Source organism: Siminovitchia sediminis (assembly GCF_042680885.1).
Classification (GTDB): Bacteria; Bacillota; Bacilli; order Bacillales; family Bacillaceae_C; genus Siminovitchia; species Siminovitchia sediminis.
Genome location: NZ_JBHUEO010000057.1, coordinates 14016 through 34953, shown reverse-complemented (window position 1 = coordinate 34953; position 20938 = coordinate 14016). Strand labels below are relative to the sequence as shown.

Annotated in this window: 38 protein-coding genes; 37 read left to right on the top strand and 1 reads right to left on the bottom strand. The window is 45.2% G+C overall.

The window, feature by feature from the left end; genetic code table 11:
* Nucleotides 1–334 precede the first annotated feature (334 nt).
* Nucleotides 335–568, bottom strand: coding sequence for a hypothetical protein (locus ACFSCZ_RS15420; RefSeq protein ID WP_380775049.1), 234 nt, complete (start codon nucleotides 566–568; stop codon nucleotides 335–337).
* A gap of 459 nt (nucleotides 569–1027) precedes the next feature.
* On the opposite strand from ACFSCZ_RS15420, the gene rpsJ reads away from it, so the two are divergent.
* The 37 genes from rpsJ to rpsI all read left to right on the top strand — a co-directional run bounded on the left by rpsJ (nucleotide 1028) and on the right by rpsI (nucleotide 20901).
* Complete coding sequence (rpsJ, locus tag ACFSCZ_RS15415; RefSeq protein ID WP_018708729.1) at nucleotides 1028–1336, top strand: 30S ribosomal protein S10; 309 nt, start codon at nucleotides 1028–1030, stop codon at nucleotides 1334–1336.
* Between the two features lie 34 nt (nucleotides 1337–1370).
* Complete coding sequence (rplC, locus tag ACFSCZ_RS15410) at nucleotides 1371–2000, top strand: 50S ribosomal protein L3 (RefSeq protein ID WP_380775046.1); 630 nt, start codon at nucleotides 1371–1373, stop codon at nucleotides 1998–2000.
* Nucleotides 2001–2028: 28 nt separating this feature from the next.
* Complete coding sequence (rplD, locus tag ACFSCZ_RS15405; protein WP_380775044.1) at nucleotides 2029–2652, top strand: 50S ribosomal protein L4; 624 nt, start codon at nucleotides 2029–2031, stop codon at nucleotides 2650–2652.
* Entirely contained in the window at nucleotides 2652–2936 is a 285-nt protein-coding gene (gene rplW, locus ACFSCZ_RS15400) for a 50S ribosomal protein L23 (RefSeq protein WP_380775042.1), read from the top strand. The genes rplD and rplW overlap by 1 nt, the downstream gene beginning before the upstream one ends.
* Nucleotides 2937–2978: 42 nt before the next feature.
* Entirely contained in the window at nucleotides 2979–3812 is an 834-nt protein-coding gene (rplB, locus tag ACFSCZ_RS15395; protein WP_380775040.1) for a 50S ribosomal protein L2, read from the top strand.
* Nucleotides 3813–3872: 60 nt separating this feature from the next.
* Nucleotides 3873–4151 carry a 30S ribosomal protein S19 gene (gene rpsS, locus ACFSCZ_RS15390; protein ID WP_380775038.1) on the top strand — a complete coding sequence of 93 codons (279 nt, stop codon included), beginning with the start codon at nucleotides 3873–3875 and terminating at the stop codon, nucleotides 4149–4151.
* Nucleotides 4152–4169: 18 nt separating this feature from the next.
* Nucleotides 4170–4514 (top strand): 50S ribosomal protein L22, encoded by a 345-nt coding sequence (rplV, locus tag ACFSCZ_RS15385; RefSeq protein ID WP_380775036.1) that lies wholly within the window; start codon nucleotides 4170–4172, stop codon nucleotides 4512–4514.
* Nucleotides 4515–4517: 3 nt separating this feature from the next.
* A complete protein-coding gene (rpsC, locus tag ACFSCZ_RS15380) occupies nucleotides 4518–5174 on the top strand; it encodes a 30S ribosomal protein S3 (RefSeq protein ID WP_380775034.1) in 657 nt (218 codons plus the stop codon).
* 2 nt (nucleotides 5175–5176) lie between these two features.
* Nucleotides 5177–5611 carry a 50S ribosomal protein L16 gene (gene rplP, locus ACFSCZ_RS15375; RefSeq protein ID WP_380775032.1) on the top strand — a complete coding sequence of 145 codons (435 nt, stop codon included), beginning with the start codon at nucleotides 5177–5179 and terminating at the stop codon, nucleotides 5609–5611.
* Nucleotides 5601–5804: a 50S ribosomal protein L29 gene (gene rpmC, locus ACFSCZ_RS15370; RefSeq protein ID WP_380775030.1), complete on the top strand. Its 204-nt coding sequence runs from the start codon at nucleotides 5601–5603 to the stop codon at nucleotides 5802–5804. The genes rplP and rpmC overlap by 11 nt, the downstream gene beginning before the upstream one ends.
* A 19-nt stretch (nucleotides 5805–5823) precedes the next feature.
* Entirely contained in the window at nucleotides 5824–6087 is a 264-nt protein-coding gene (gene rpsQ / locus ACFSCZ_RS15365; protein ID WP_380775028.1) for a 30S ribosomal protein S17, read from the top strand.
* Nucleotides 6088–6128: 41 nt separating this feature from the next.
* The gene (gene rplN, locus ACFSCZ_RS15360) at nucleotides 6129–6497 is read left to right on the top strand and encodes a 50S ribosomal protein L14 (RefSeq protein WP_126052138.1); all 369 of its coding nucleotides are present in this window, start codon (nucleotides 6129–6131) and stop codon (nucleotides 6495–6497) included.
* Nucleotides 6498–6537: 40 nt separating this feature from the next.
* On the top strand, nucleotides 6538–6903 hold the full coding sequence (gene rplX / locus ACFSCZ_RS15355; protein ID WP_380775025.1) for a 50S ribosomal protein L24: 366 nt from the start codon (nucleotides 6538–6540) through the stop codon (nucleotides 6901–6903).
* Nucleotides 6904–6923: 20 nt separating this feature from the next.
* Nucleotides 6924–7463, top strand: a complete 540-nt coding sequence (rplE, locus tag ACFSCZ_RS15350) for a 50S ribosomal protein L5 (RefSeq protein ID WP_380775022.1) — start codon at nucleotides 6924–6926, stop codon at nucleotides 7461–7463.
* A 21-nt stretch (nucleotides 7464–7484) separates the two neighbouring features.
* The gene (locus ACFSCZ_RS15345; RefSeq protein ID WP_077111561.1) at nucleotides 7485–7670 is read left to right on the top strand and encodes a type Z 30S ribosomal protein S14; all 186 of its coding nucleotides are present in this window, start codon (nucleotides 7485–7487) and stop codon (nucleotides 7668–7670) included.
* Nucleotides 7671–7699: 29 nt separating this feature from the next.
* A complete protein-coding gene (gene rpsH / locus ACFSCZ_RS15340; protein ID WP_380775019.1) occupies nucleotides 7700–8098 on the top strand; it encodes a 30S ribosomal protein S8 in 399 nt (132 codons plus the stop codon).
* A 30-nt stretch (nucleotides 8099–8128) separates the two neighbouring features.
* Nucleotides 8129–8665 carry a 50S ribosomal protein L6 gene (gene rplF / locus ACFSCZ_RS15335; RefSeq protein ID WP_380775018.1) on the top strand — a complete coding sequence of 179 codons (537 nt, stop codon included), beginning with the start codon at nucleotides 8129–8131 and terminating at the stop codon, nucleotides 8663–8665.
* A 30-nt stretch (nucleotides 8666–8695) separates the two neighbouring features.
* On the top strand, nucleotides 8696–9058 hold the full coding sequence (gene rplR / locus ACFSCZ_RS15330) for a 50S ribosomal protein L18 (RefSeq protein ID WP_380775016.1): 363 nt from the start codon (nucleotides 8696–8698) through the stop codon (nucleotides 9056–9058).
* A 23-nt stretch (nucleotides 9059–9081) separates the two neighbouring features.
* On the top strand, nucleotides 9082–9582 hold the full coding sequence (gene rpsE / locus ACFSCZ_RS15325) for a 30S ribosomal protein S5 (protein ID WP_380775014.1): 501 nt from the start codon (nucleotides 9082–9084) through the stop codon (nucleotides 9580–9582).
* Between the two features lie 13 nt (nucleotides 9583–9595).
* Nucleotides 9596–9778, top strand: coding sequence for a 50S ribosomal protein L30 (rpmD, locus tag ACFSCZ_RS15320; protein ID WP_380775012.1), 183 nt, complete (start codon nucleotides 9596–9598; stop codon nucleotides 9776–9778).
* A 28-nt stretch (nucleotides 9779–9806) separates the two neighbouring features.
* Entirely contained in the window at nucleotides 9807–10247 is a 441-nt protein-coding gene (gene rplO, locus ACFSCZ_RS15315; protein ID WP_380775010.1) for a 50S ribosomal protein L15, read from the top strand.
* On the top strand, nucleotides 10247–11539 hold the full coding sequence (secY, locus tag ACFSCZ_RS15310; RefSeq protein ID WP_380775007.1) for a preprotein translocase subunit SecY: 1293 nt from the start codon (nucleotides 10247–10249) through the stop codon (nucleotides 11537–11539). Before rplO ends, secY begins: the two co-directional genes overlap by 1 nt.
* A gap of 41 nt (nucleotides 11540–11580) precedes the next feature.
* Complete coding sequence (locus tag ACFSCZ_RS15305; RefSeq protein WP_380775004.1) at nucleotides 11581–12234, top strand: adenylate kinase; 654 nt, start codon at nucleotides 11581–11583, stop codon at nucleotides 12232–12234.
* Complete coding sequence (gene map, locus ACFSCZ_RS15300; protein ID WP_380775002.1) at nucleotides 12231–12977, top strand: type I methionyl aminopeptidase; 747 nt, start codon at nucleotides 12231–12233, stop codon at nucleotides 12975–12977. The genes ACFSCZ_RS15305 and map overlap by 4 nt, the downstream gene beginning before the upstream one ends.
* Before the next feature lie 16 nt (nucleotides 12978–12993).
* Complete coding sequence (locus ACFSCZ_RS15295; protein WP_380775000.1) at nucleotides 12994–13329, top strand: RNA-binding protein; 336 nt, start codon at nucleotides 12994–12996, stop codon at nucleotides 13327–13329.
* The gene (gene infA / locus ACFSCZ_RS15290; RefSeq protein WP_380774998.1) at nucleotides 13307–13525 is read left to right on the top strand and encodes a translation initiation factor IF-1; all 219 of its coding nucleotides are present in this window, start codon (nucleotides 13307–13309) and stop codon (nucleotides 13523–13525) included. The genes ACFSCZ_RS15295 and infA overlap by 23 nt, the downstream gene beginning before the upstream one ends.
* A gap of 32 nt (nucleotides 13526–13557) precedes the next feature.
* The gene (gene rpmJ / locus ACFSCZ_RS15285; protein WP_003156543.1) at nucleotides 13558–13671 is read left to right on the top strand and encodes a 50S ribosomal protein L36; all 114 of its coding nucleotides are present in this window, start codon (nucleotides 13558–13560) and stop codon (nucleotides 13669–13671) included.
* Between the two features lie 21 nt (nucleotides 13672–13692).
* Nucleotides 13693–14058: a 30S ribosomal protein S13 gene (gene rpsM / locus ACFSCZ_RS15280; protein ID WP_380774991.1), complete on the top strand. Its 366-nt coding sequence runs from the start codon at nucleotides 13693–13695 to the stop codon at nucleotides 14056–14058.
* Between the two features lie 22 nt (nucleotides 14059–14080).
* On the top strand, nucleotides 14081–14470 hold the full coding sequence (rpsK, locus tag ACFSCZ_RS15275; protein ID WP_380774988.1) for a 30S ribosomal protein S11: 390 nt from the start codon (nucleotides 14081–14083) through the stop codon (nucleotides 14468–14470).
* Nucleotides 14471–14630: 160 nt separating this feature from the next.
* Entirely contained in the window at nucleotides 14631–15575 is a 945-nt protein-coding gene (locus tag ACFSCZ_RS15270) for a DNA-directed RNA polymerase subunit alpha (RefSeq protein WP_380774986.1), read from the top strand.
* A gap of 41 nt (nucleotides 15576–15616) precedes the next feature.
* Nucleotides 15617–15979, top strand: a complete 363-nt coding sequence (gene rplQ, locus ACFSCZ_RS15265) for a 50S ribosomal protein L17 (RefSeq protein WP_380774983.1) — start codon at nucleotides 15617–15619, stop codon at nucleotides 15977–15979.
* Between the two features lie 317 nt (nucleotides 15980–16296).
* Nucleotides 16297–17136 carry an energy-coupling factor ABC transporter ATP-binding protein gene (locus tag ACFSCZ_RS15260; RefSeq protein ID WP_380774981.1) on the top strand — a complete coding sequence of 280 codons (840 nt, stop codon included), beginning with the start codon at nucleotides 16297–16299 and terminating at the stop codon, nucleotides 17134–17136.
* Nucleotides 17112–17984: an energy-coupling factor ABC transporter ATP-binding protein gene (locus ACFSCZ_RS15255; RefSeq protein ID WP_380774979.1), complete on the top strand. Its 873-nt coding sequence runs from the start codon at nucleotides 17112–17114 to the stop codon at nucleotides 17982–17984. Before ACFSCZ_RS15260 ends, ACFSCZ_RS15255 begins: the two co-directional genes overlap by 25 nt.
* Entirely contained in the window at nucleotides 17981–18778 is a 798-nt protein-coding gene (locus ACFSCZ_RS15250; RefSeq protein WP_380774977.1) for an energy-coupling factor transporter transmembrane component T family protein, read from the top strand. The genes ACFSCZ_RS15255 and ACFSCZ_RS15250 overlap by 4 nt, the downstream gene beginning before the upstream one ends.
* A 254-nt stretch (nucleotides 18779–19032) precedes the next feature.
* A complete protein-coding gene (truA, locus tag ACFSCZ_RS15245) occupies nucleotides 19033–19776 on the top strand; it encodes a tRNA pseudouridine(38-40) synthase TruA (protein WP_380774975.1) in 744 nt (247 codons plus the stop codon).
* Nucleotides 19777–20052: 276 nt separating this feature from the next.
* Entirely contained in the window at nucleotides 20053–20490 is a 438-nt protein-coding gene (gene rplM, locus ACFSCZ_RS15240; RefSeq protein WP_380774973.1) for a 50S ribosomal protein L13, read from the top strand.
* Between the two features lie 18 nt (nucleotides 20491–20508).
* A complete protein-coding gene (gene rpsI, locus ACFSCZ_RS15235) occupies nucleotides 20509–20901 on the top strand; it encodes a 30S ribosomal protein S9 (protein WP_380774971.1) in 393 nt (130 codons plus the stop codon).
* Nucleotides 20902–20938 lie beyond the last annotated feature (37 nt).

Genomic DNA, 20938 nt, shown 5'->3' with positions numbered 1-20938 from the left:
AATGTTGGTGTGGTAACTTACATTTTACTAGAAAGGGCGATTTTTTTGTATGCCTTTTTTTGAAGTAAACGAAATAGGGCTGTCACAGAAAATCAGTTTTTACTGACTTTCTGGACAGCCCCGTTTAGTTTTTATCCTGCGGGCGGCCTTGACAGCCATTAATAGAAATTGGGTGAAGGTTGAAGGAAATAGGATGACCGCAAAAAAGGGAGACGATGATGAACATAGGTTGTTAAGGTTAGGTCGGGAAGCCCGTAGAGGCAGCGGTAAGAGGAAACTGGTCGAAGTCGTCCGTAATTGAACGTTTAAGGTCAAATGGGGCGCCTGGGCTTGCTCAAAGTGCCTGTAAAAGATCAGTCAGGTGTGATTTGGCCGCCAAGGGATCTTCAAGGCGCCCCAACAGGCGGCTGCAAAAGACAATGGTCGCCAAGGGGTTTCCAACCGGCCCGAACAGGCTGGAAGAGGCAATGGGCCGCCAAAGCACCAGAATAAATCCATCTCCACGCGATCCAAGCCGCAGCTGCAAGGAGGAAAAGACTGCCAAAATATGTTTGCGGTCCTGAGACAAACTACTCTCCTTATTAAGAGGCACGTCTTCTAAATTAAACTGTAAACTATGAAAACGTATAAAGGAAAGAATCAAAGAGTCATCCCATCGGCACGATCCCACGAGTCATTCCTGTCCTGCACATCAAGCCGACGGGAGCCACACCCCAGCTCCGGCCGGCAGGTGACTTTTTTCCACCGTTTCAGCCATTTTAGGCTGAATTATTAATGTTTTAAAGAATAAAAAGCCATGTTGAAAAAACCGGTGTTCGCTTGTATAATAAAACAGTCAAATAAACGGCATAAATCCAAGTTTCTTATTGCATTGGCCTTCTATTGTATGTATAATGTAGAATGTTGGTCATTTGACAGCGATGATGCGGAAGGTTGCCGACACACCCGGCCGCTTTGCCATGGCGAGTGTGGGGGAAATTTTCGCGGAGTATGTCTATTTTAAAATAGGCGAAAAGGAGGGAAAGTAATGGCAAAACAAAAAATCCGGATTAGATTAAAAGCGTATGATCACAGAATTTTAGACCAGTCTGCAGAGAAGATTGTGGAAACAGCAAAACGTTCAGGTGCTAATGTATCGGGACCCATTCCGCTTCCTACAGAGAAATCTGTATACACAATCCTTCGTGCGGTTCACAAGTATAAAGATTCCCGTGAGCAGTTTGAAATGCGGACACACAAGCGTCTGATCGACATCATCAGCCCAACACCACAAACAGTGGATTCTTTGATGAGACTCGATTTGCCATCCGGCGTTGACATTGAAATTAAACTTTAATCAATAAATGAAAAAATCACAGGAGGTGTGACTCATGACCAAAGGAATCTTAGGCAGAAAAATCGGTATGACGCAGGTTTTTGCGGAAGATGGACAATTGCTCCCTGTAACTGTCGTCGAAGCTGCTCCAAACGTTGTTCTTCAAAAGAAAACTGAGGAAACAGACGGTTATGAAGCTATTCAAATCGGTTTTGAAGATAAGCGTGAAAAGCTTTCTAATAAACCGGAACAGGGGCATGCTGCCAAAGCAGAAACTGCACCTAAGCGCTTCGTACGTGAGTTGAGAAACGTAAATCTAGATGAATATGAAGTTGGTCAAGAGATCAAAGTTGATATTTTCGCAGAAGGCGATGTAGTGGATGTAACAGGAATTTCTAAAGGGAAAGGTTTCCAGGGTGCGATTAAACGCCACGGGCAAGCACGCGGACCAATGTCCCACGGTTCCCACTACCACCGCGGCCCGGGATCCATGGGTGCTGTTGACCCTGCTCGCGTTTTCAAACAAAAGAAACTGCCTGGCCAAATGGGCGGCAAGAAGGTTACAGTTCAAAATCTGCAAATTGTTAAAGTGGATGCTGAGCGTAACTTGCTTTTGATAAAAGGAAACGTCCCTGGACCGAAAAAAGCAATGCTTGAAATTAAATCAGGAATTAAAGTGAAATAAATATTTTTGGTAGAAAGGAGGAAATCACATGCCAAAAGTAACCGTATATAACCAAGAAGGTTCACAAGTTGGTGAAGTAGAACTTAACGAGTCCATTTTTGGAATCGAACCAAACAACCATGTGTTATTTGAAGCGATTGTCATGCAGCAGGCTTCAATAAGACAAGGTACAACTAAAGTGAAAACACGTTCTGAAGTTCGGGGCGGCGGACGCAAACCATGGCGTCAAAAAGGCACAGGGCGTGCACGTCAAGGTTCCATCCGCTCACCACAATGGCGCGGAGGCGGTACAGTGTTTGGGCCGGTACCTCGCAGCTACAGCTATAAGCTCCCTAAGAAAGTGCGCCGTTTGGCTATTAAATCCGCTCTTTCTTCAAAAGTTCTGGAAGAAAGCGTACTTGTTGTAGAGGCATTATCTTTCGATGCTCCTAAGACAAAAGAATTTGCCAAGGTTTTAGAAAACCTGCCGGTCGGCAAAAAAGCACTGATTGTTACAGATGTTCCAGAGGATAATGTGATTCTATCAGCAAGAAACATCCCGGGTGTAACAGTTATTGATGCGAACAGCATCAACGTTCTTGATGTTGTTGGACATGAAACATTGATTTTAACGAAAGCCGCAGTTGATAAAGTGGAGGAGGTGCTTGGGTAATGGATGCACGTGACGTTATAAAGCGCCCCGTAATCACAGAACGTTCCATGGATTTGACAGCTGACAAAAAGTACACTTTCGAAGTAGATGTCAGAGCAAATAAAACACAGGTCAAAGATGCAGTAGAAAGCATTTTTGATGTAAAAGTTGCTAAAGTCAATGTCATGAACTACAAAGGAAAATTTAAACGTATGGGCCGTTTTGCAGGCTATACAAACAAACGCCGTAAAGCAGTGGTCACTTTGACTGAAGACAGCAAAGAAATTGAGTTCTTTGAAGTTTAATTTTTAATGTAAGATCTTATATCAAGCAGAGGAGGGAAAGACATGGCGATCAAAAAATACAAACCTACCTCCAATGGCCGGCGTAATATGACGAGCTTGGATTTTTCAGAGATTACGACTGACAAACCAGAAAAATCTTTGCTTGAGCCTCTTAACAGAAAAGGCGGCCGAAACAACCAGGGTAGGACTACCGTTCGTCATCGCGGAGGCGGCCATAAACGTCAATACCGTGTGATCGACTTCAAACGCAACAAAGATGGTATACCAGGACGCGTTGCTACAATTGAGTACGATCCAAACCGTTCCGCAAACATTGCTTTGATTCACTATGTAGATGGAGAAAAGCGTTACATTTTAGCACCAAAAAACCTTAAAGTAGGCATGGATGTCATGTCAGGACCTGATGCCGATATTAAAGTGGGAAATGCATTGCCGCTTTCCTCTATTCCAGTCGGTACAGTTGTCCACAACATTGAATTGAAACCTGGAAAAGGCGGACAGCTGATTCGTTCTGCAGGAGCTTCAGCTCAAGTCCTTGGTAAAGAAGGATCCAAGTATGTTCTTGTACGCCTAAACTCCGGTGAAGTCCGCATGATTCTTGCTGCTTGCCGTGCAACTGTCGGTGAGGTAGGAAACGAACAGCACGAACTGATCAACGTTGGTAAAGCAGGCCGTTCACGCTGGCTCGGCAAACGTCCTCACGTTCGTGGATCTGTTAAGAACCCTAACGACCATCCGCATGGCGGGGGAGAAGGCAGAGCGCCAATCGGACGTAAATCACCTGTTACTCCTTGGGGTAAACCGACAATCGGTTACAAGACACGCAAGAAAACAAACAAGTCGGATAAATTTATTGTGCGTCGCCGCAAAAAATAACGAGGTTGTCCTACGGTTCACTTACCGGACCGTAGCACAATCACGAAGGGAGGTACCAGAATGGGTCGCAGCCTGAAAAAAGGACCTTTTGTCGATGAGCATTTAATGAAAAAAGTAGAGAAATTGAATGAAACGGATAAGAAACAAGTTATTAAAACTTGGTCCCGCCGTTCAACGATCTTCCCGGCGTTTATCGGACATACCATTGCAGTCTATGATGGACGCAAACACGTTCCGGTTTACATCAGCGAAGACATGGTTGGCCATAAGCTCGGTGAATTTGCGCCAACACGTACTTATAGAGGTCATGCCGCAGATGACAAAAAAACAAGACGCTAATGAGAGGAGGGCATCCTGATGCAAGAAGCTAAAGCTGTTGCAAAAACAGTTCGTATTGCTCCTCGTAAAGCACGCTTGGTCGTCGATCTTATTCGAGGAAAGCAAGTAGGCGAAGCAGTTGCTATATTAAAGCACACTCCAAAAGCAGCCTCACCCATTGTAGAAAAGCTTTTGAAGTCTGCCATTGCGAATGCTGAGCATAACTATGACATGGACGTAAACAACCTTTTGGTATCGAAAGTTTATGTTGATGAAGGTCCTACAATGAAACGTTTCAGACCACGTGCTCAAGGTAGAGCGAGCCAAATCAACAAACGCACAAGCCACATTACAATTGTGGTATCAGAAAAGAAGGAGGGGTAGTTCGTGGGTCAAAAAGTAAACCCTATTGGAATGCGTATCGGCGTGATTCGTGATTGGGAATCTAAGTGGTACGCAGATAAGGAATACGCAACTTTACTTCACGAAGATATTAAGGTTCGTGAATACATTGAAAATCGGCTCCAAGACGCCTCAGTTTCCAAAATTGAAATTGAGCGTGCCGCAAACCGCATTAACATCACTATCCACACAGCCAAGCCCGGAATGGTAATCGGTAAAGGTGGCAGTGAAGTCGAAGCACTTAGAAAAGCATTAAACAAATTGACCGGCAAGCGAGTTCATATCAACATTGTGGAAATTAAGAAAGCTGATTTAGACGCAAAGCTGGTTGCTGAAAACATCGCTCGTCAATTAGAAGCTCGGATCTCTTTCCGCCGTGCGCAAAAGCAGGCGATCCAACGTACGATGCGCGCAGGTGCACAAGGAATCAGAACAATGGTATCCGGCCGTTTGGGTGGAGCAGACATCGCTCGTTCCGAACATTACAGCGAAGGAACCGTTCCTCTTCATACACTTCGTGCGGATATTGACTATGCACATGCCGAAGCAGATACAACATATGGAAAGCTCGGCGTTAAAGTTTGGATTTACCGTGGAGAGATCCTTCCAGAAAAGAAAAAATCCGAGGAAGGAGGAAATTAATCATGTTAATGCCTAAACGCGTAAAACATCGCCGTGAACACCGTGGAAAAATGCGCGGCAGAGCGAAAGGCGGTACTGAAGTCAGCTTCGGTGAATTCGGATTACAGGCGTTAGAAGCCTCCTGGATTACGAACCGTCAAATTGAAGCAGCAAGGATTGCGATGACACGTTATATGAAGCGTGGCGGTAAAGTATGGATTAAAATTTTCCCGCATAAGCCATATACAGCGAAGCCGCTGGAAGTACGGATGGGTGCCGGTAAAGGGGCTCCAGAAGGATGGGTTGCTGTAGTAAAACCCGGTAAAGTGATGTTTGAAATTGCCGGTGTATCTGAAGAGGTGGCTCGTGAAGCACTTCGGCTTGCATCTCATAAACTTCCGGTAAAATGCAAGTTTGTTAAACGAGAAGAAATTGGTGGTGACCGAAATGAAGGCTAAAGAAATCCGTGAATTAACCACTGCCGAAATTGAACAAAACATCAAGTCCTTAAAGGAAGAGCTGTTCAACCTGCGCTTCCAGCTTGCCACTGGACAATTGGAAAATACAGCCCGCATTCGTGAGGTCCGTAAAGGGATCGCCCGCATGAAAACGATCATTCGTGAAAGAGAGATCGGCATAACCAATCGATAGGTGAAAGGAGGTTGCGGATATGGCTGAACGCAATCAGCGTAAAGTATACACAGGTCGTGTTGTCTCCGATAAAATGGATAAAACCGTGACAGTTATGGTTGAAACATACAAAAAGCATAGCTTGTACGGAAAACGCGTGAAGTACTCCAAGAAGTTCAAGGCGCACGATGAAAATAATGAAGCAAAAGTAGGCGATATCGTTCGTATTATGGAAACTCGCCCACTATCGGCTACAAAGCACTTCCGTCTTGTAGAAGTCGTAGAAAAAGCGGTTATCATTTAATTTTTGATTCGGATAGATGATCCGAAGGGAGGTAAATACAAATGATCCAACAAGAATCCCGTTTGAAAGTAGCTGACAACTCCGGTGCACGTGAAGTGTTAACGATCAAAGTGCTCGGGGGTTCAGGACGCAAAACAGCGAATATCGGGGATGTCATTGTTTGTACGGTGAAAAATGCAACACCTGGTGGCGTTGTCAAAAAGGGTGACGTTGTGAAAGCTGTTATCGTCCGTTCGAAAACTGGTGCTCGCCGTCCGGATGGTTCCTATATCAAATTTGACGAAAATGCATGCGTCATTATTCGTGACGATCAGGCTCCAAGAGGAACCCGTATCTTCGGACCAGTAGCTCGCGAGCTGCGCGACAAAAACTTCATGAAAATTATCTCTCTGGCTCCAGAGGTTCTTTAATAACAATCCATGATCGGTGACTCAAGGAGGTGCGACTTACATGCACGTAAAAAAAGGAGATAAAGTGATGGTCATCTCCGGCAAGGACAAAGGGAAAACAGGCACGGTGCTTGCGGCATTCCCTAAGAAAGAACGCGTACTTGTCGAAGGGGTTAACATCGTAAAGAAACATTCAAAACCTTCCCAGGAAAATCCTCAAGGAGGAATTTTTGATCAGGAAGCTGCGATTCATGTTTCAAACGTGATGATCATTGATCCTAAAACAAACGAGCCAACACGTATTGGCCATAAGAAAGTAACCATCAAAGGAAAAGATGGTGTAGAGAAAGTAAAAAGTGTCCGGGTAGCAAAAAAATCCGGTGAAGTTTTAGATACAGACATAAAAGACAAGATCATTAGCGAGTAAGCAGAAGGGAGGTACTCCGTATGAACCGCCTAAAGGAAAAATTTAAGAATGAAATTACTCCTGCTCTTATGAGCAAGTTTAACTATGATTCTGTTATGCAGGTGCCAAAAATTGAAAAAATCGTAATTAACATGGGTGTCGGTGATGCTGTCCAGAACGCCAAAGCACTGGATAATGCAGTAGAAGAGCTCACCCTGATTACTGGTCAAAAACCAGTTGTTACAAGAGCGAAAAAATCTATTGCAGGATTCCGTCTTCGTGAAGGAATGCCTATCGGTGCGAAAGTGACACTTCGCGGAGATCGTATGTATGAGTTCTTTGACAAATTGATTTCTGTATCCTTGCCACGTGTCCGTGACTTCCGAGGAATTTCCAAAAAAGCTTTTGACGGTCGCGGCAACTATACACTCGGTATCAAAGAACAGCTGATTTTCCCAGAAATTGATTACGATAAAGTAAACAAAGTTCGTGGAATGGACATCGTGATTGTTACTACTGCCAAAACAGATGAAGAAGCACGCGAACTATTAACTGAATTTGGAATGCCATTTCAAAAGTAATCGTATAAGGGAGGCGAAATAGTGGCTAAGAAATCTATGGTAGTCAAACAGAAGCGTACGCCTAAATTTAAAGTTCAAGAGTATACACGCTGCGAACGCTGCGGCCGTCCGCATTCTGTTCTCCGCAAATTTAAACTATGCCGAATCTGTTTTCGGGAATTAGCCTATAAAGGTCAAATTCCAGGCGTTAAAAAAGCCAGCTGGTAAGCCCGATATTGGGAAGGAGGTAAATATAAATGGTTATGACTGATCCGATTGCAGACTTGCTTACAAGAATTCGAAACGCGAACATGGTTCGCCATGAGAAATTGGAAGTCCCTGCTTCCAAGCTTAAAAGAGACATTGCTGAAATCCTTAAGCAGGAAGGTTTTATCCGTGACTTTGAATTTATCGAAGACAACAAGCAAGGAATCATTCGCATTTTTCTTAAGTACGGAGCAAATAACGAGCGCGTAATTACCGGATTAAAACGTATCAGCAAGCCGGGCCTTCGCGTTTATGCGAAAGCAAATGAAGTTCCAAAAGTATTGAACGGTTTAGGAATCGCGATTGTTTCAACATCACAAGGAGTACTTACCGACAAAGAAGCGAGAGCGAAGCAAGTCGGCGGCGAAGTACTTGCATACGTTTGGTAATTTAGGGAAAAAGAACGGAGGTGCAACACAATGTCCCGTATTGGTAATAAACCTATAGAAATTCCTTCTGGCGTCACTGTTACAAAAGACGGAAACACCGTGACAGTGAAAGGGCCAAAAGGTGAGCTGAGAAATACATTTAATTCAGATATCAACATCAGCATCGAGGATAATGTTATCAATGTAACACGCCCGTCTGATGCAAAGGAACACCGCTCCTTGCACGGAACTACACGTTCTTTGGTTGCAAACATGGTTGAAGGTGTTTCCAAGGGCTTTGAAAAATCCCTTGATCTTGTCGGTGTCGGTTACCGTGCGCAAAAGCAAGGCAAGAAGCTTGTGCTGAACGTCGGTTACTCTCACCCGGTTGAGTTTGAACCTGAAGATGGAATTGAAATTGATGTACCATCTAATACAAAAATTATTGTAAAAGGCTACAACAAAGAAAGAGTCGGTGCATTGGCAGCTGACATTCGCGCTGTACGTCCTCCTGAGCCGTACAAAGGTAAAGGAATTCGCTATGAAGGCGAATATGTACGCCGTAAAGAAGGTAAAACAGGTAAATAAAGCCGCTAGGCATTGAAAGGAGTGACTCGCATGATTACAAAGCTCGACAAGAACAAAGTGCGCAAGAAAAGACATGCACGTGTCCGTACGAAAGTCAGCGGAACAGGAGCGCGTCCGCGTCTAAGCATTTATCGTTCTAACAAAAACATTTACGCTCAATTGGTCGATGATGAAAAAGGCATTACATTGGCAAGTGCCTCCACTCTAGACAAAGAGCTGAATATCGAGTCTGCCGGCAATGTAGAAGCTGCCCAGAAAGTGGGAGAACTTATTGCAAAGCGAGCAGCTGAACAAAACATTAAATCTGTCGTATTCGACCGCGGCGGTTACTTATATCATGGACGTGTGAAAGCATTGGCGGATGCAGCACGTGAAAACGGATTGGAATTCTAAAGAAAAAAGGAGGGACAGACTACATGCGTCAAATTGATGCGAACAAACTTGAACTGGAAGAACGCGTAGTTACAGTAAACCGTGTGGCAAAAGTTGTGAAAGGTGGACGCCGTTTCCGCTTTACTGCATTGGTTGTAGTAGGTGACAAAAATGGTCATGTCGGATTCGGTACAGGAAAAGCACAAGAAGTTCCTGAAGCCATCCGCAAAGCAATTGAAGATGCCAAAAAGAACTTGGTTGAAGTACCGTTGGTCGGTTCAACCATTCCACATGAAATTGTCGGACGCTACGGCGGCGGCCAAGTACTTTTAAAACCTGCCAGTGCGGGTACCGGAGTTATCGCAGGAGGACCTGTCCGTGCGGTATTGGAACTCGGCGGAGTAGCGGACATCACATCAAAATCCCTTGGATCCAGCACACCCATCAATATGGTTCGTGCAACCATCGAAGGGATCAAAAACTTAAAACGTGCAGAAGAAGTAGCAAAGCTTCGTAATAAATCTGTAGAAGAATTGTTAGGTTAAGGAGGGGAATTTCATGGCACAAAAATTGGCAGTTACCCTCAAACGCAGCTTGATTGGACGGACACAAGATCAGCGCGACACAGTGAAAGCATTGGGTCTGCGCAAGCTTCACCAGACAGTCGAACACGATGACAATCCAGCTATCCGGGGAATGATCAAAAAAGTTTCCCATCTTGTAGAAGTTAAAGAACAATAATCTACACATAGATAAGGAGGTGCGCAGTATGAAACTTCATGAGTTAAAGCCTGCTGAAGGTGCACGCAAGGAACGCAACCGTGTTGGGCGAGGAATTGGCTCCGGCAATGGCAAAACGTCCGGAAGAGGACATAAAGGACAAAATGCCCGTTCAGGCGGAGGTGTGCGCCCTGGTTTTGAAGGTGGTCAAACACCTTTATTTCAGCGTTTGCCTAAGCGCGGTTTTACAAACATTAACCGCAAGGAGTATGCGGTTGTGAATCTTGATGCCCTGAATCGCTTTGAAGACGGAACGGAAGTTACCCCTGAGCTGTTAATTGAGACTGGAGTTGTTCGGAATGAAAAGTCCGGCATCAAAATTCTTGCAAAAGGCAACATCGAGAAAAAGTTAACTGTAAAAGCGAACAAATTCTCGTCTGCTGCAAAAGAGGCTATTGAAGCTGCCGGCGGTTCAACTGAGGTGGTTTAATGTTTCGAACGATCTCCAACCTTATGCGTGTGCGGGATATTAGAAGGAAAATCATTTTCACTTTACTGATGTTGGTCGTTTTCCGGATCGGGGCATTTATCCCTGTTCCGAGTGTAAATGCGGACGTCTTGAAAATGCAAGATCAAGCCAGTCTTTTTGGCTTTATGAATATTTTTGGCGGCGGTGCCCTGCAAAACTTCTCCATTTTTGCCATGGGAATCATGCCGTACATTACGGCATCCATTATTGTTCAGCTTTTGCAGATGGATGTCGTGCCCAAGTTTACGGAGTGGTCGAAACAAGGTGAAGTTGGAAGAAGGAAACTCGCGCAGTTTACTCGCTACTTTACCATTGTTCTTGCGTTCATCCAGGCGTTGGGCATGTCCTTCGGATTCAACCGGATGACCCAGCTTCAACTTATTGAAAATCCCGGGTTTGGCACGTATATTACCATTGCCATCGTCCTGACTGCTGGGACTGCATTTCTGATGTGGCTGGGCGAGCAAATCACATCACATGGCGTAGGGAACGGCATTTCCATTATTATCTTTGGGGGAATTGTCGCTGGGATTCCAAACGCTGTAAACATGATTTATGCTCAGCAGTTCGAAGGCGCAGGAGACGACCTATTTATCCGAATTATCGTCATGCTGCTTATCCTGCTTGCTGTTATAGCTATTATTGTCGGCGTCGTATTTGTCCAGCAGGCATTACGGAAAATTCCAATCCAGTATGCCAAGCGAATGGACGGGCGCAGCCCTGCCGGAGGACAAAATACACATTTGCCATTAAAGGTAAATGCTGCAGGTGTTATTCCGGTCATCTTCGCAAGCGCGTTTATTATGGTGCCGCAAACGATAACGATTTTCTTTGGTTCTAATCAAGTAGCAAGCACGATCCAGTCGTTTTTTGATTATACGAAACCGGTTGGGATGATCATATTTGTTGCATTGATCATTGCTTTTACTTATTTTTATGCCTTTGTTCAGGTAAACCCTGAAAAAGTTGCTGAAAATCTGAAAAAGCAAGGCGGCTATATACCAGGTATCCGGCCGGGTAAAAACACGGAAGAGTATATGACACGTGTTCTGTACAGACTGACGTTTGTCGGATCGATCTTCCTGGCGGTGATCTCTATTCTGCCTGTGTTTTTTATCAAATTTGCAGGATTGCCTGAAGCTGCCCAAATCGGCGGAACAGGATTGTTAATTGTTGTCGGCGTTGCGCTTGAGACGATGAAACAACTGGAAGCACAATTGGTAAAACGCCACTATAAAGGCTTCATTAAATAACAGACGGGTGAATACCCGGATGAATGCAAGGGGCGGTATGAATGAATTTAGTTTTAATGGGACTTCCTGGCGCGGGAAAAGGAACACAGGCTGAAAGAATTGTAGCCAAATACAGCATCCCGCACATTTCCACAGGAGATATGTTCCGTGCAGCGATCAGTGAAGGTACAGAGCTTGGCATGCAGGCAAAATCATTTATGGATAAAGGTGAACTTGTTCCTGATGAAGTCACTATCGGCATCGTGCGCGAACGGTTAAGCAAGCCGGATTGTGACAAAGGATTCCTCTTGGATGGATTTCCAAGAACAGTCCCGCAAGCCGAAGCTCTTGAAAACATCCTTTCTGAGCTGAAAAAAAAGATAAACTATGTCATTAATATAGAAGTAGACCAGGATATTTTAATGGAAAGACTCACAGGCCGCCGTATTTGTAAGAATTGCGGCGCGACGTATCATCTGGTCTTTAACCCGCCTGCTGAGGCAGGCACTTGTGACCGCTGCGGCGGTGAACTGTACCAGCGTGCTGATGATAACGAGGAAACAGTTCAAAACCGGCTTGAAGTAAATGTGAAGCAGACACAGCCACTTCTGGATTTCTATCAGGAAAAAGGGTATTTAAAAAATATCAATGGCCAGCAGCATATTGACGAGGTATTCTCGGATATAGATGCTCTTTTGAGGGATCCGGTAAAATGATTATTTTAAAAACACCGCGAGAGATAGAAATTATGAGAGAAGCGGGCCGGATTGTAGCGCTCACTCACCAGGAACTGGCTAAACACATTCAGCCGGGGATCACAACAAAAGAAATTGACTCGATAGCTGAAAAGTTTATTAAAAAGCACGATGCCTATCCATCCTTTTTGGGATATAACGGTTTTACCGGAAGTGTTTGTGCATCAGTGAATGAAGAACTTGTCCATGGAATCCCGGGGAACCGGGTATTAAAAGACGGCGATATTATTACTTTGGATATCGGTGCTGAGTATAACGGCTACCACGGTGACTCTGCTTGGACGTATCCGGTAGGAAATATCGATGAACATACAAAAAAACTCCTTGATGTAACAGAGGAGTCTCTATATCAAGGCTTGGAAGAAGCGAAGCCTGGCGCTCGTCTTTCAAACATTTCCCATGCTGTCCAAACGTATGTGGAGGCCAATGGATTTTCTATTGTCCGCGAGTATGTAGGACACGGAATTGGTCAAGGCTTACATGAGGATCCGCAAATCCCGAACTATGGCCCTCCAAACAAAGGACCTCGTTTGCGTCCTGGCATGGTACTTGCAATTGAACCGATGGTGAATGCAGGCAGCCGGTATGTTAGAACATTGGAGGATAACTGGACGGTAGTCACAGTTGACGGTAAAATGTGTGCACACTTTGAACACACGATAGCCATTACAGAAACAGGATTTGAGATATTAACAAGATTGTGAGCGCAGGTGATCCGGTTTGATAGAGTCAGATTCCGGCCCCGAAATAGGTCAGGTTGTCTGTATCCGCAAGGGGCGTGATACCGGGCAGTTCGCAATTGTTATCCAACTCATCAATGAACGGTTTGTTTTCATTGCGGATGGCGACAAGAGGAAATTTGACCGTCCCAAAAAGAAAAACATCCAGCACCTGGAATGTTTCGACTATATCTCCCCGGAGGTTCGGAACAGTCTGTTGGATACCGGGAAAGTCACGAACGGGAAATTGCAGTGGGCTCTTGGAAAGTTCATGGAGGATGTTTTGGAAGCTACAGAGAAGGGAGACGAGTTTGATGGCGAAAGAAGATGTCATTGAAGTAGAAGGCAAGGTTATCGACACTTTGCCAAATGCCATGTTTAAGGTAGAATTAGAAAATGGTCATACAGTACTCGCGCATGTTTCAGGAAAAATCCGCATGCATTTCATTCGTATTTTACCTGGCGACCGGGTGACTGTAGAACTTTCTCCGTACGATTTAACCAGAGGAAGAATCACTTACCGTTTCAAGTAAGTGGTGCACTCCACCCTAAGGAGGTTTAAAAAATGAAAGTACGGCCATCAGTAAAGCCGATCTGCGAAAAGTGCAAAGTTATTCGCAGAAAAGGCAAAGTCATGGTGATCTGTGAGAACCCTAAGCATAAACAAAAACAAGGATAATAAAGGAGGTGCACGTAGAGAATGGCACGTATTGCTGGTGTAGATATTCCACGTGAAAAACGTGTAGAAGTAGCATTAACATATATTTACGGAATCGGTCGGACTACAGCTGCCAAAGTTCTTTCTGAAGCAGGTGTATCTCCGGATACACGCGTACGCGATCTGACGGATGATGAGCTGGATAAAATTCGTGGTATCATCGATGGCTTGAAAGTAGAAGGAGACCTTCGCCGTGAAGTATCCCTGAACATCAAGCGTCTCATGGAAATCGGTTCTTATCGCGGTCTTCGCCACCGCCGCGGACTTCCTGTACGCGGACAAAACACGAAGAACAACGCTCGTACTCGTAAAGGCCCTCGTAAAACTGTAGCAGGTAAGAAAAAATAATCGGTAAAGGAGGTTTTTATCAATGGCACGCAGAACTAACACTCGTAAACGTCGTGTGAAAAAGAATATTGAAAGTGGTATTGCACATATTCGCTCCACTTTTAACAATACAATTGTAACGATCACTGACTCTCAAGGTAACGCAGTTTCATGGTCTTCTGCAGGAGCGCTTGGATTCAAAGGATCTCGTAAATCCACTCCATTTGCTGCACAAATGGCTGCAGAAACAGCTGCAAAAGCTTCTATGGAGCATGGTATGAGATCACTTGAAGTAACAGTAAAAGGACCTGGCGCAGGACGTGAAGCTGCCATTCGTGCTTTACAGGCTGCCGGACTTGAAGTGACAGCGATCCGAGACGTCACACCTGTTCCTCACAATGGATGCCGTCCGCCAAAACGTCGTCGTGTATAATGAATTTGTATAAATTCTGTATTACTTGTCCATAATGGGGTAATATATGAATTTATCGTTTTCCTCACAGTTGTTGCAAAGACGAAGTGTAACAAGGGGAATTTCGGCCAAAGATTCGATATAACCGGAGTTTCGACGTTTTGAAGGAGGGTATATGTGAATGATCGAGATTGAAAAACCAAAAATAGAAACGATTGAGATCAGCGAAGACGCCAGATACGGGAAATTTGTGGTGGAGCCGCTGGAGCGCGGATATGGTACAACTTTGGGTAACTCCTTACGTCGTATTTTGCTCTCTTCACTCCCGGGTGCGGCAGTCACTTCTATTCAGGTAGAAGGTGTCCAGCATGAATTTTCAACAGTTGAAGGTGTCGTCGAAGATGTTACCTCTATCATCCTTAATCTTAAAAAACTAGCTTTAAAAATATATTCGGACGAAGAAAAGACTTTAGAAATTGATGCACAGGGAGAAGGAGAAGTGAAAGCTTCTGACATCATGCATGACAGTGATGTTGAAATATTGAACCCTGATTTGCACATTGCCACGTTGTCAGCCAATGCCAACTTTCGAGTCCGTATGACCGCTCAGCGCGGAAGAGGGTACACACCTGCTGATACAAACAAACGAGATGACCTTCCTATCGGCGTCATTCCCATCGACTCTATTTACACACCTGTATCCCGAGTGAATTACCAGGTGGAAAATACCCGTGTGGGCCAAATGACGAACTTTGATAAACTGTCACTGGATGTTTGGACAAATGGCAGCATCAGCCCAGAAGAAGCTATTTCTTTAGGAGCCAAGATTTTAACAGAGCACTTAAATATCTTTGTTGGACTGACGGATGAAGCGCAGCATGCGGAAATCATGGTGGAAAAAGAAGAAGATCAAAAAGAAAAGGTTCTGGAAATGACCATTGAAGAGCTGGATCTTTCTGTTCGTTCCTACAACTGCCTGAAGCGTGCAGGCATCAACACGGTCCAGGAGCTGGCCAACAAGACGGAAGAAGATATGATGAAAGTGCGTAACTTGGGAAGAAAATCGTTGGAGGAAGTCAAAGGCAAGCTGGATGAACTTGGCCTTGAACTCCGTAAAGACGACTAAACGAATAAATAAACATGTCACCAAGAAGGAGGGAAACCTGAATGTCTTATCGTAAACTAGGACGCACGAGCTCTCAGCGCAAAGCGATGCTTCGAGACTTGACAACAGATTTAATCATCAGTGAACGCATTGAAACTACTGAAGCGCGCGCGAAAGAACTTCGCTCCGTAGTAGAGAAAATGATCACACTCGGAAAGCGCGGTGACTTGCATGCACGCCGCCAGGCAGCGGCATACATCCGTAAGGAGGTAGCCAATGCTGAGGAAAAACAGGACGCACTGCAAAAGTTATTCTCTGATATCGCGCCTCGCTATGCAGAACGCCAAGGCGGTTACACGAGAATTATGAAATTGGGACCTCGCCGTGGAGACGGAGCCCCAATGGTTATTATTGAATTAGTTTAACTCGCGATGAAGAAAGGGCAGGGCGCAGGTCTTTTGCCCTTTTTCTTTAAAATTAACGGGCAGGTAAGTTACGGCTGCACTGTCCATTTCTATAAAATGCAGCTGAAGGGCTGACCTATACATGTATTTTTCAAAGCTAAAAGAGCGTTACGATAGGCACAAGTGAATCATGTGATCCTGTCTAGCTCCATGCACCTTCTCCCCCGGTGGATCCGCCTGGGACGAGGCACCGCCGTTCCGGTGTCCGGAGCAAGGTGCAGGCTTTTTTCTATTTATAGACAGAGATGAAACAAGCAAAGGCATGAGGGGGGACGAGGATGGCCGGTCCGGTGATTACGATTGATAATATCTCTTTTCGCTATAAGGGTCAGAAGACCTATGCTTTAAAGGATGTTTCTTTTTCAGTTGCTGAAGGAGAGTGGCTTGCTGTTGTCGGCCATAACGGTTCGGGTAAATCAACACTCGCCAAAATTTTAAACGGCTTGCAGTTTCCTGAGAAAGGAACAGTCAAGGTTCAGAATCTTCTTTTAAGTGAAGAGTCGATCTGGGAGATCCGCCGGATGATTGGCATGGTGTTTCAGAGTCCGGACAACCAGTTTGTGGGAACGACAGTGCAAGATGATGTGGCTTTTGGGTTGGAGAATAATGGAGTACCGCACAGTGAAATGGTAGAGCGTGTAAAGGAAGCCCTGGCCCGGGTACATATGGCTGAATTTCTGAACCAAGAGCCACACCATCTTTCCGGCGGCCAAAAGCAGCGGGTGGCCATCGCAGGTGTGATTGCTCTTCGTCCGAAAGTCATTATTTTGGATGAAGCGACCTCCATGCTCGATCCTCTGGGGCGGGAAGAAGTTCTCCAAACTGTGAGGGAGCTTAAAGAAGAGCAGGGATTGACGGTGATTTCCATTACGCATGATTTGGAAGAAGCTGCAAAAGCGGACCGCATCATTGTCATGAATAAAGGCCAGGTGTATAAGGAAGGAAAACCCGAAGACATCTTTGAGCTGGAAGAGGAGTTGGTTACGCTGGGCTTGGACATTCCCTTTCCGGTGAAGATGAGTCACTTACTGCGAAATGCAGGGTTGGACTTGCCTAAAATGTACCTGACAGATGAAGAGTTGGTGAATGATCTGTGGAAATTACATTTCAAGAAGTAGAATATCGTTATTCAGCCGGTACGCCTTTTGAGCATCTGGCCATTCAAGACGTGAACTTAAACATCAAACCCGGTGTATTTATGGCGCTGATCGGTCACACCGGATCCGGAAAATCAACGATTCTCCAGCATTTAAATGCACTGCTGCTTCCGACAAAGGGAAAGGTGGTCATAGGCGACCGAACCCTTGAAGCCGGGAGAAAAGAGAAGAATCTGAAGGATATTCGGCAAAAGGTCGGGATCGTTTTTCAATTTCCCGAACACCAGCTTTTTGATGAAACGGTGGAAAAGGATATTTGTTTTGGTCCGATGAACTACGGTGTACCTGAGGAAGAAGCAAAGAAAAGGGCAAGGGAGCTGGTTACAGAGCTTGGACTCCCGGAAGACGTTCTTCAAAAATCCCCGTTTGATTTATCAGGCGGCCAGATGAGAAGAGTGGCTATTGCGGGAGTGCTCGCCATGGAACCGGATGTCCTGGTTCTTGACGAGCCGACAGCCGGGCTGGATCCGCGGGGACGGACAGAGATTATGGACTTGTTTCATCGTCTGCATACATTAAAAAATTTATCTACGATTCTAGTAACTCACAGTATGGAAGATGCGGCTAAATATGCGGATGAAATTGTCATTATGCATAAAGGCAGGGTACAGAAAATTGGAGATCCCGCCAGCATTTTCTCCAATCCTGCGGAGCTGCTTGAGTTGGGGCTGGATGTCCCCCAGGTGGTTAAATTCCAATATAAGCTGGAGCAGCAAATGAATATCAAGTTCGATAAAACCTATCTTTCCCTTGAAGAACTGTCAGAAGCTCTGGCTCAACTGAAAAAACAGGGCGGTGATCCCTCATGATGGAGAAAATGATTTTTGGACGTTACATTCCGGGAGACTCTGCCCTGCATCGCTTGGATCCGCGCGCAAAGCTGCTTTTCGTATTCGGTTTTATTCTGATTGTCTTTTTGGCGAATAATGTGGTTACTTACAGCCTGCTGGTCACTTTTGTGCTTTTGTTGATTGCTCTGTCCAAAATGAACATCCGGTTTTTGATCAATGGTTTAAAGCCCGTCATCATTTTGATTATCTTTACGTTTTTCCTGCAGCTGTTTTTTAACAAAGAGGGGGATGTCATTTTTCAAATTGGCGGCATCAATATACATGAAGAAGGACTCCGGATGGCTGTCTTCATATCGATTCGCTTCTTCCTGCTGGTGTTTGTCACGACATTGATGACATTGACGACGACGCCCATTACGTTGACAGACGGCCTGGAAAGCTTAATGAATCCATTAAGACGCTTGAATTTTCCTGTCCATGAGCTGGCTCTCATGATGTCCATTTCGTTGAGGTTTATCCCGACGCTCATGGATGAAACAGATAAAATTATGAAGGCACAGATGGCAAGGGGTGTGGAGTTTTCAAGCGGCCCCATAAAGGATCGGATTAAAGCGATCGTACCGTTGCTCATTCCGTTATTTGTCAGCTCTTTTAAAAGAGCTGAGGAACTGGCGACAGCAATGGAAGCGAGAGGCTACCAGGGCGGAGAAGGCCGGACGAAATACCGGCGGCTCGTGTGGGAAGGCAGGGATACTGCCGCCATTGTGATATTTTTCATCCTGACGGCTTTGCTCATATGGCTCAGAGCGTAAAGGGATGCATGGACCGAGGGTATGAATTTTTACACTGAACAGTTATGAAGGTTCATCAAGGAAAAGAGATACTTTTGGAAAATCAGCATACCCACGGGAATGGAGAAACACTCATTACATTTAAAGGGTACTCTCAGAAATTGAAATGATGTTCCTCCGGATCCTGAGTTTTGTTTATCAAGAACCTATTTCCGGACCGGCGGAATTTCCCGGATCCCTTTTCAAGGTTCATGACAAAGGTGAGGTGAAGAAACATGCAGCGTTATAAAGCGACTTGTGCTTATGATGGTTCCGGCTTTTCCGGCTTTCAGATCCAGCCAAAAGGCCGGACTGTCCAAGGAGAAATTGAACAGGTGCTGCGTAAACTGCATAAAGGCCAAGAGGTGGGTGTAACGGCGTCCGGCCGTACAGACAGCGGTGTCCATGCCCGCGGCCAGGTCCTTCACTTTGACTCACCACTGATGCTTACAGGGGATCAGTGGGTAAAGGCAATGAACAGTCTATTGCCGGATGATATTTCGTTTTCTACAGTAAAGGCAGTGGGATCTGAATTTCATGCCAGGTTTGATGCTGTCAGGAAGCAATATAAATATTTCCTGTACGCCGATGCAGTAAGAGATCCGTTTAAACGGCATTATTCCGCCCATGTACGAGATGCATTGAATATAGAAGCGATGAGGGATGCAGCGGCCTTTTTGATAGGCACCCATGACTTTACCAGCTTTTGCTCCGCGAAAACTGAAACAGACAACAAGGTAAGGTCCCTGTTGGAGCTTACGATTGAAGAAAGAAGCGGGGACGTAGTCTTAAGCTTTGTCGGCAACGGCTTTTTATACAACATGGTTCGTATTATCACAGGAACCCTGCTGGACGTTGGAAGCGGGAAACTGGACGCCGGCATGTTGCCTGGCATTCTGGCAGCCAAAGACCGTACCCTGGCGGGAAAAACAGCTCCCGCGGAGGGGCTGTACCTGTGGGAAGTGTTTTATGAGCCATAATGCAAAGTCCGGACCGTAAACCGCTGTTTACTAAATGGAGCAGGCTGCAAGTGAATCTTGACAGTGACCGGATGAATAAGGATTGTATACCCATCATCAATACTTTTTCTTAAACAACTACACCTGGTGTTCAAATATTTCTTGACTTCACTTGCCAAAGAAGATAAAATATCCTATGGTATTATTTTTTTAAATCCACGATAAGCCCCGGAAACTTATTGTGATGAAAATAAATACGACGAATGTAAGATTTTTTTAATTTTGGGAGGGTAACAAATGCGTACTACGTATATGGCTAAAGCCGGTGACATCGAACGTAAATGGTACGTTGTTGACGCTGAAGGCAAAACATTGGGCCGCCTTGCAACAGAAGTTGCAACATTGCTGCGCGGTAAACATAAACCGACTTATACGCCTCATGTGGATACTGGCGATCATGTGATTATTGTAAATGCTGAGAAAATCGAATTGACTGGCAACAAAATGAACGACAAAATGTACTACCGTCACTCTGGTTATGCCGGCGGCATCAAAGCGACGACAGCTGCTGAAATGAGAGCAAAAAGACCGGAAAAAATGCTTGAGCTTGCAATCAAAGGAATGCTTCCCAAAGGACCTTTGGGACGTCAAATGTTCAGAAAACTGAACGTATATGCAGGACCTGAGCATCCGCACCAAGCACAACAACCGCAAACCTACGAACTTCGCGGGTAATTTAAAAGGAGGATCACAATGGCACAAGTTCAATATTATGGTACAGGCCGTCGTAAAAGCTCCGTAGCCCGTGTACGTTTAGTACCTGGCGAAGGCCGTATCGTTATTAATAATCGTGAAGCAGAAGACTATATTCCATTCGCGGCTTTGCGCGAAGTAATCAAGCAGCCGTTAGCTGCAACTGAAACTCTTGGCAACTATGACGTATTGGTTAACGTAAATGGCGGAGGCTATACAGGCCAAGCAGGAGCAATCCGCCACGGTATTGCCCGTGCATTGCTGGAAGCCGACCCTGAATACCGTGCACCTCTTAAGCGTGCAGGTCTCTTAACACGTGACCCACGTATGAAAGAGCGTAAGAAGTACGGTCTTAAAGGTGCACGTCGCGCGCCACAATTCTCAAAGCGTTAATAACCCATATATATCAAGGGTTTGGCCCATTTGGACT

Bases quoted from the DNA above. Each gene is read 5' to 3' on its own strand.
- rpsJ (WP_018708729.1), top strand. From the start codon at position 1,028: ATGGCAAAACAAAAAATCCGGATTAGATTAAAAGCGTATGATCACAGA.
- rplC (WP_380775046.1), top strand. From the start codon at position 1,371: ATGACCAAAGGAATCTTAGGCAGAAAAATCGGTATGACGCAGGTTTTT.
- rplD (WP_380775044.1), top strand. From the start codon at position 2,029: ATGCCAAAAGTAACCGTATATAACCAAGAAGGTTCACAAGTTGGTGAA.
- rplW (WP_380775042.1), top strand. From the start codon at position 2,652: ATGGATGCACGTGACGTTATAAAGCGCCCCGTAATCACAGAACGTTCC.
- rplB (WP_380775040.1), top strand. From the start codon at position 2,979: ATGGCGATCAAAAAATACAAACCTACCTCCAATGGCCGGCGTAATATG.
- rpsS (WP_380775038.1), top strand. From the start codon at position 3,873: ATGGGTCGCAGCCTGAAAAAAGGACCTTTTGTCGATGAGCATTTAATG.
- rplV (WP_380775036.1), top strand. From the start codon at position 4,170: ATGCAAGAAGCTAAAGCTGTTGCAAAAACAGTTCGTATTGCTCCTCGT.
- rplP (WP_380775032.1), top strand. From the start codon at position 5,177: ATGTTAATGCCTAAACGCGTAAAACATCGCCGTGAACACCGTGGAAAA.
- rpmC (WP_380775030.1), top strand. From the start codon at position 5,601: ATGAAGGCTAAAGAAATCCGTGAATTAACCACTGCCGAAATTGAACAA.
- rpsQ (WP_380775028.1), top strand. From the start codon at position 5,824: ATGGCTGAACGCAATCAGCGTAAAGTATACACAGGTCGTGTTGTCTCC.
- rplN (WP_126052138.1), top strand. From the start codon at position 6,129: ATGATCCAACAAGAATCCCGTTTGAAAGTAGCTGACAACTCCGGTGCA.
- rplX (WP_380775025.1), top strand. From the start codon at position 6,538: ATGCACGTAAAAAAAGGAGATAAAGTGATGGTCATCTCCGGCAAGGAC.
- rplE (WP_380775022.1), top strand. From the start codon at position 6,924: ATGAACCGCCTAAAGGAAAAATTTAAGAATGAAATTACTCCTGCTCTT.
- rpsH (WP_380775019.1), top strand. From the start codon at position 7,700: ATGGTTATGACTGATCCGATTGCAGACTTGCTTACAAGAATTCGAAAC.
- rplF (WP_380775018.1), top strand. From the start codon at position 8,129: ATGTCCCGTATTGGTAATAAACCTATAGAAATTCCTTCTGGCGTCACT.
- rplR (WP_380775016.1), top strand. From the start codon at position 8,696: ATGATTACAAAGCTCGACAAGAACAAAGTGCGCAAGAAAAGACATGCA.
- rpsE (WP_380775014.1), top strand. From the start codon at position 9,082: ATGCGTCAAATTGATGCGAACAAACTTGAACTGGAAGAACGCGTAGTT.
- rpmD (WP_380775012.1), top strand. From the start codon at position 9,596: ATGGCACAAAAATTGGCAGTTACCCTCAAACGCAGCTTGATTGGACGG.
- rplO (WP_380775010.1), top strand. From the start codon at position 9,807: ATGAAACTTCATGAGTTAAAGCCTGCTGAAGGTGCACGCAAGGAACGC.
- secY (WP_380775007.1), top strand. From the start codon at position 10,247: ATGTTTCGAACGATCTCCAACCTTATGCGTGTGCGGGATATTAGAAGG.
- ACFSCZ_RS15305 (WP_380775004.1), top strand. From the start codon at position 11,581: ATGAATTTAGTTTTAATGGGACTTCCTGGCGCGGGAAAAGGAACACAG.
- map (WP_380775002.1), top strand. From the start codon at position 12,231: ATGATTATTTTAAAAACACCGCGAGAGATAGAAATTATGAGAGAAGCG.
- infA (WP_380774998.1), top strand. From the start codon at position 13,307: ATGGCGAAAGAAGATGTCATTGAAGTAGAAGGCAAGGTTATCGACACT.
- rpmJ (WP_003156543.1), top strand. From the start codon at position 13,558: ATGAAAGTACGGCCATCAGTAAAGCCGATCTGCGAAAAGTGCAAAGTT.
- rpsM (WP_380774991.1), top strand. From the start codon at position 13,693: ATGGCACGTATTGCTGGTGTAGATATTCCACGTGAAAAACGTGTAGAA.
- rpsK (WP_380774988.1), top strand. From the start codon at position 14,081: ATGGCACGCAGAACTAACACTCGTAAACGTCGTGTGAAAAAGAATATT.
- ACFSCZ_RS15270 (WP_380774986.1), top strand. From the start codon at position 14,631: ATGATCGAGATTGAAAAACCAAAAATAGAAACGATTGAGATCAGCGAA.
- rplQ (WP_380774983.1), top strand. From the start codon at position 15,617: ATGTCTTATCGTAAACTAGGACGCACGAGCTCTCAGCGCAAAGCGATG.
- ACFSCZ_RS15260 (WP_380774981.1), top strand. From the start codon at position 16,297: ATGGCCGGTCCGGTGATTACGATTGATAATATCTCTTTTCGCTATAAG.
- ACFSCZ_RS15250 (WP_380774977.1), top strand. From the start codon at position 17,981: ATGATGGAGAAAATGATTTTTGGACGTTACATTCCGGGAGACTCTGCC.
- truA (WP_380774975.1), top strand. From the start codon at position 19,033: ATGCAGCGTTATAAAGCGACTTGTGCTTATGATGGTTCCGGCTTTTCC.
- rplM (WP_380774973.1), top strand. From the start codon at position 20,053: ATGCGTACTACGTATATGGCTAAAGCCGGTGACATCGAACGTAAATGG.
- rpsI (WP_380774971.1), top strand. From the start codon at position 20,509: ATGGCACAAGTTCAATATTATGGTACAGGCCGTCGTAAAAGCTCCGTA.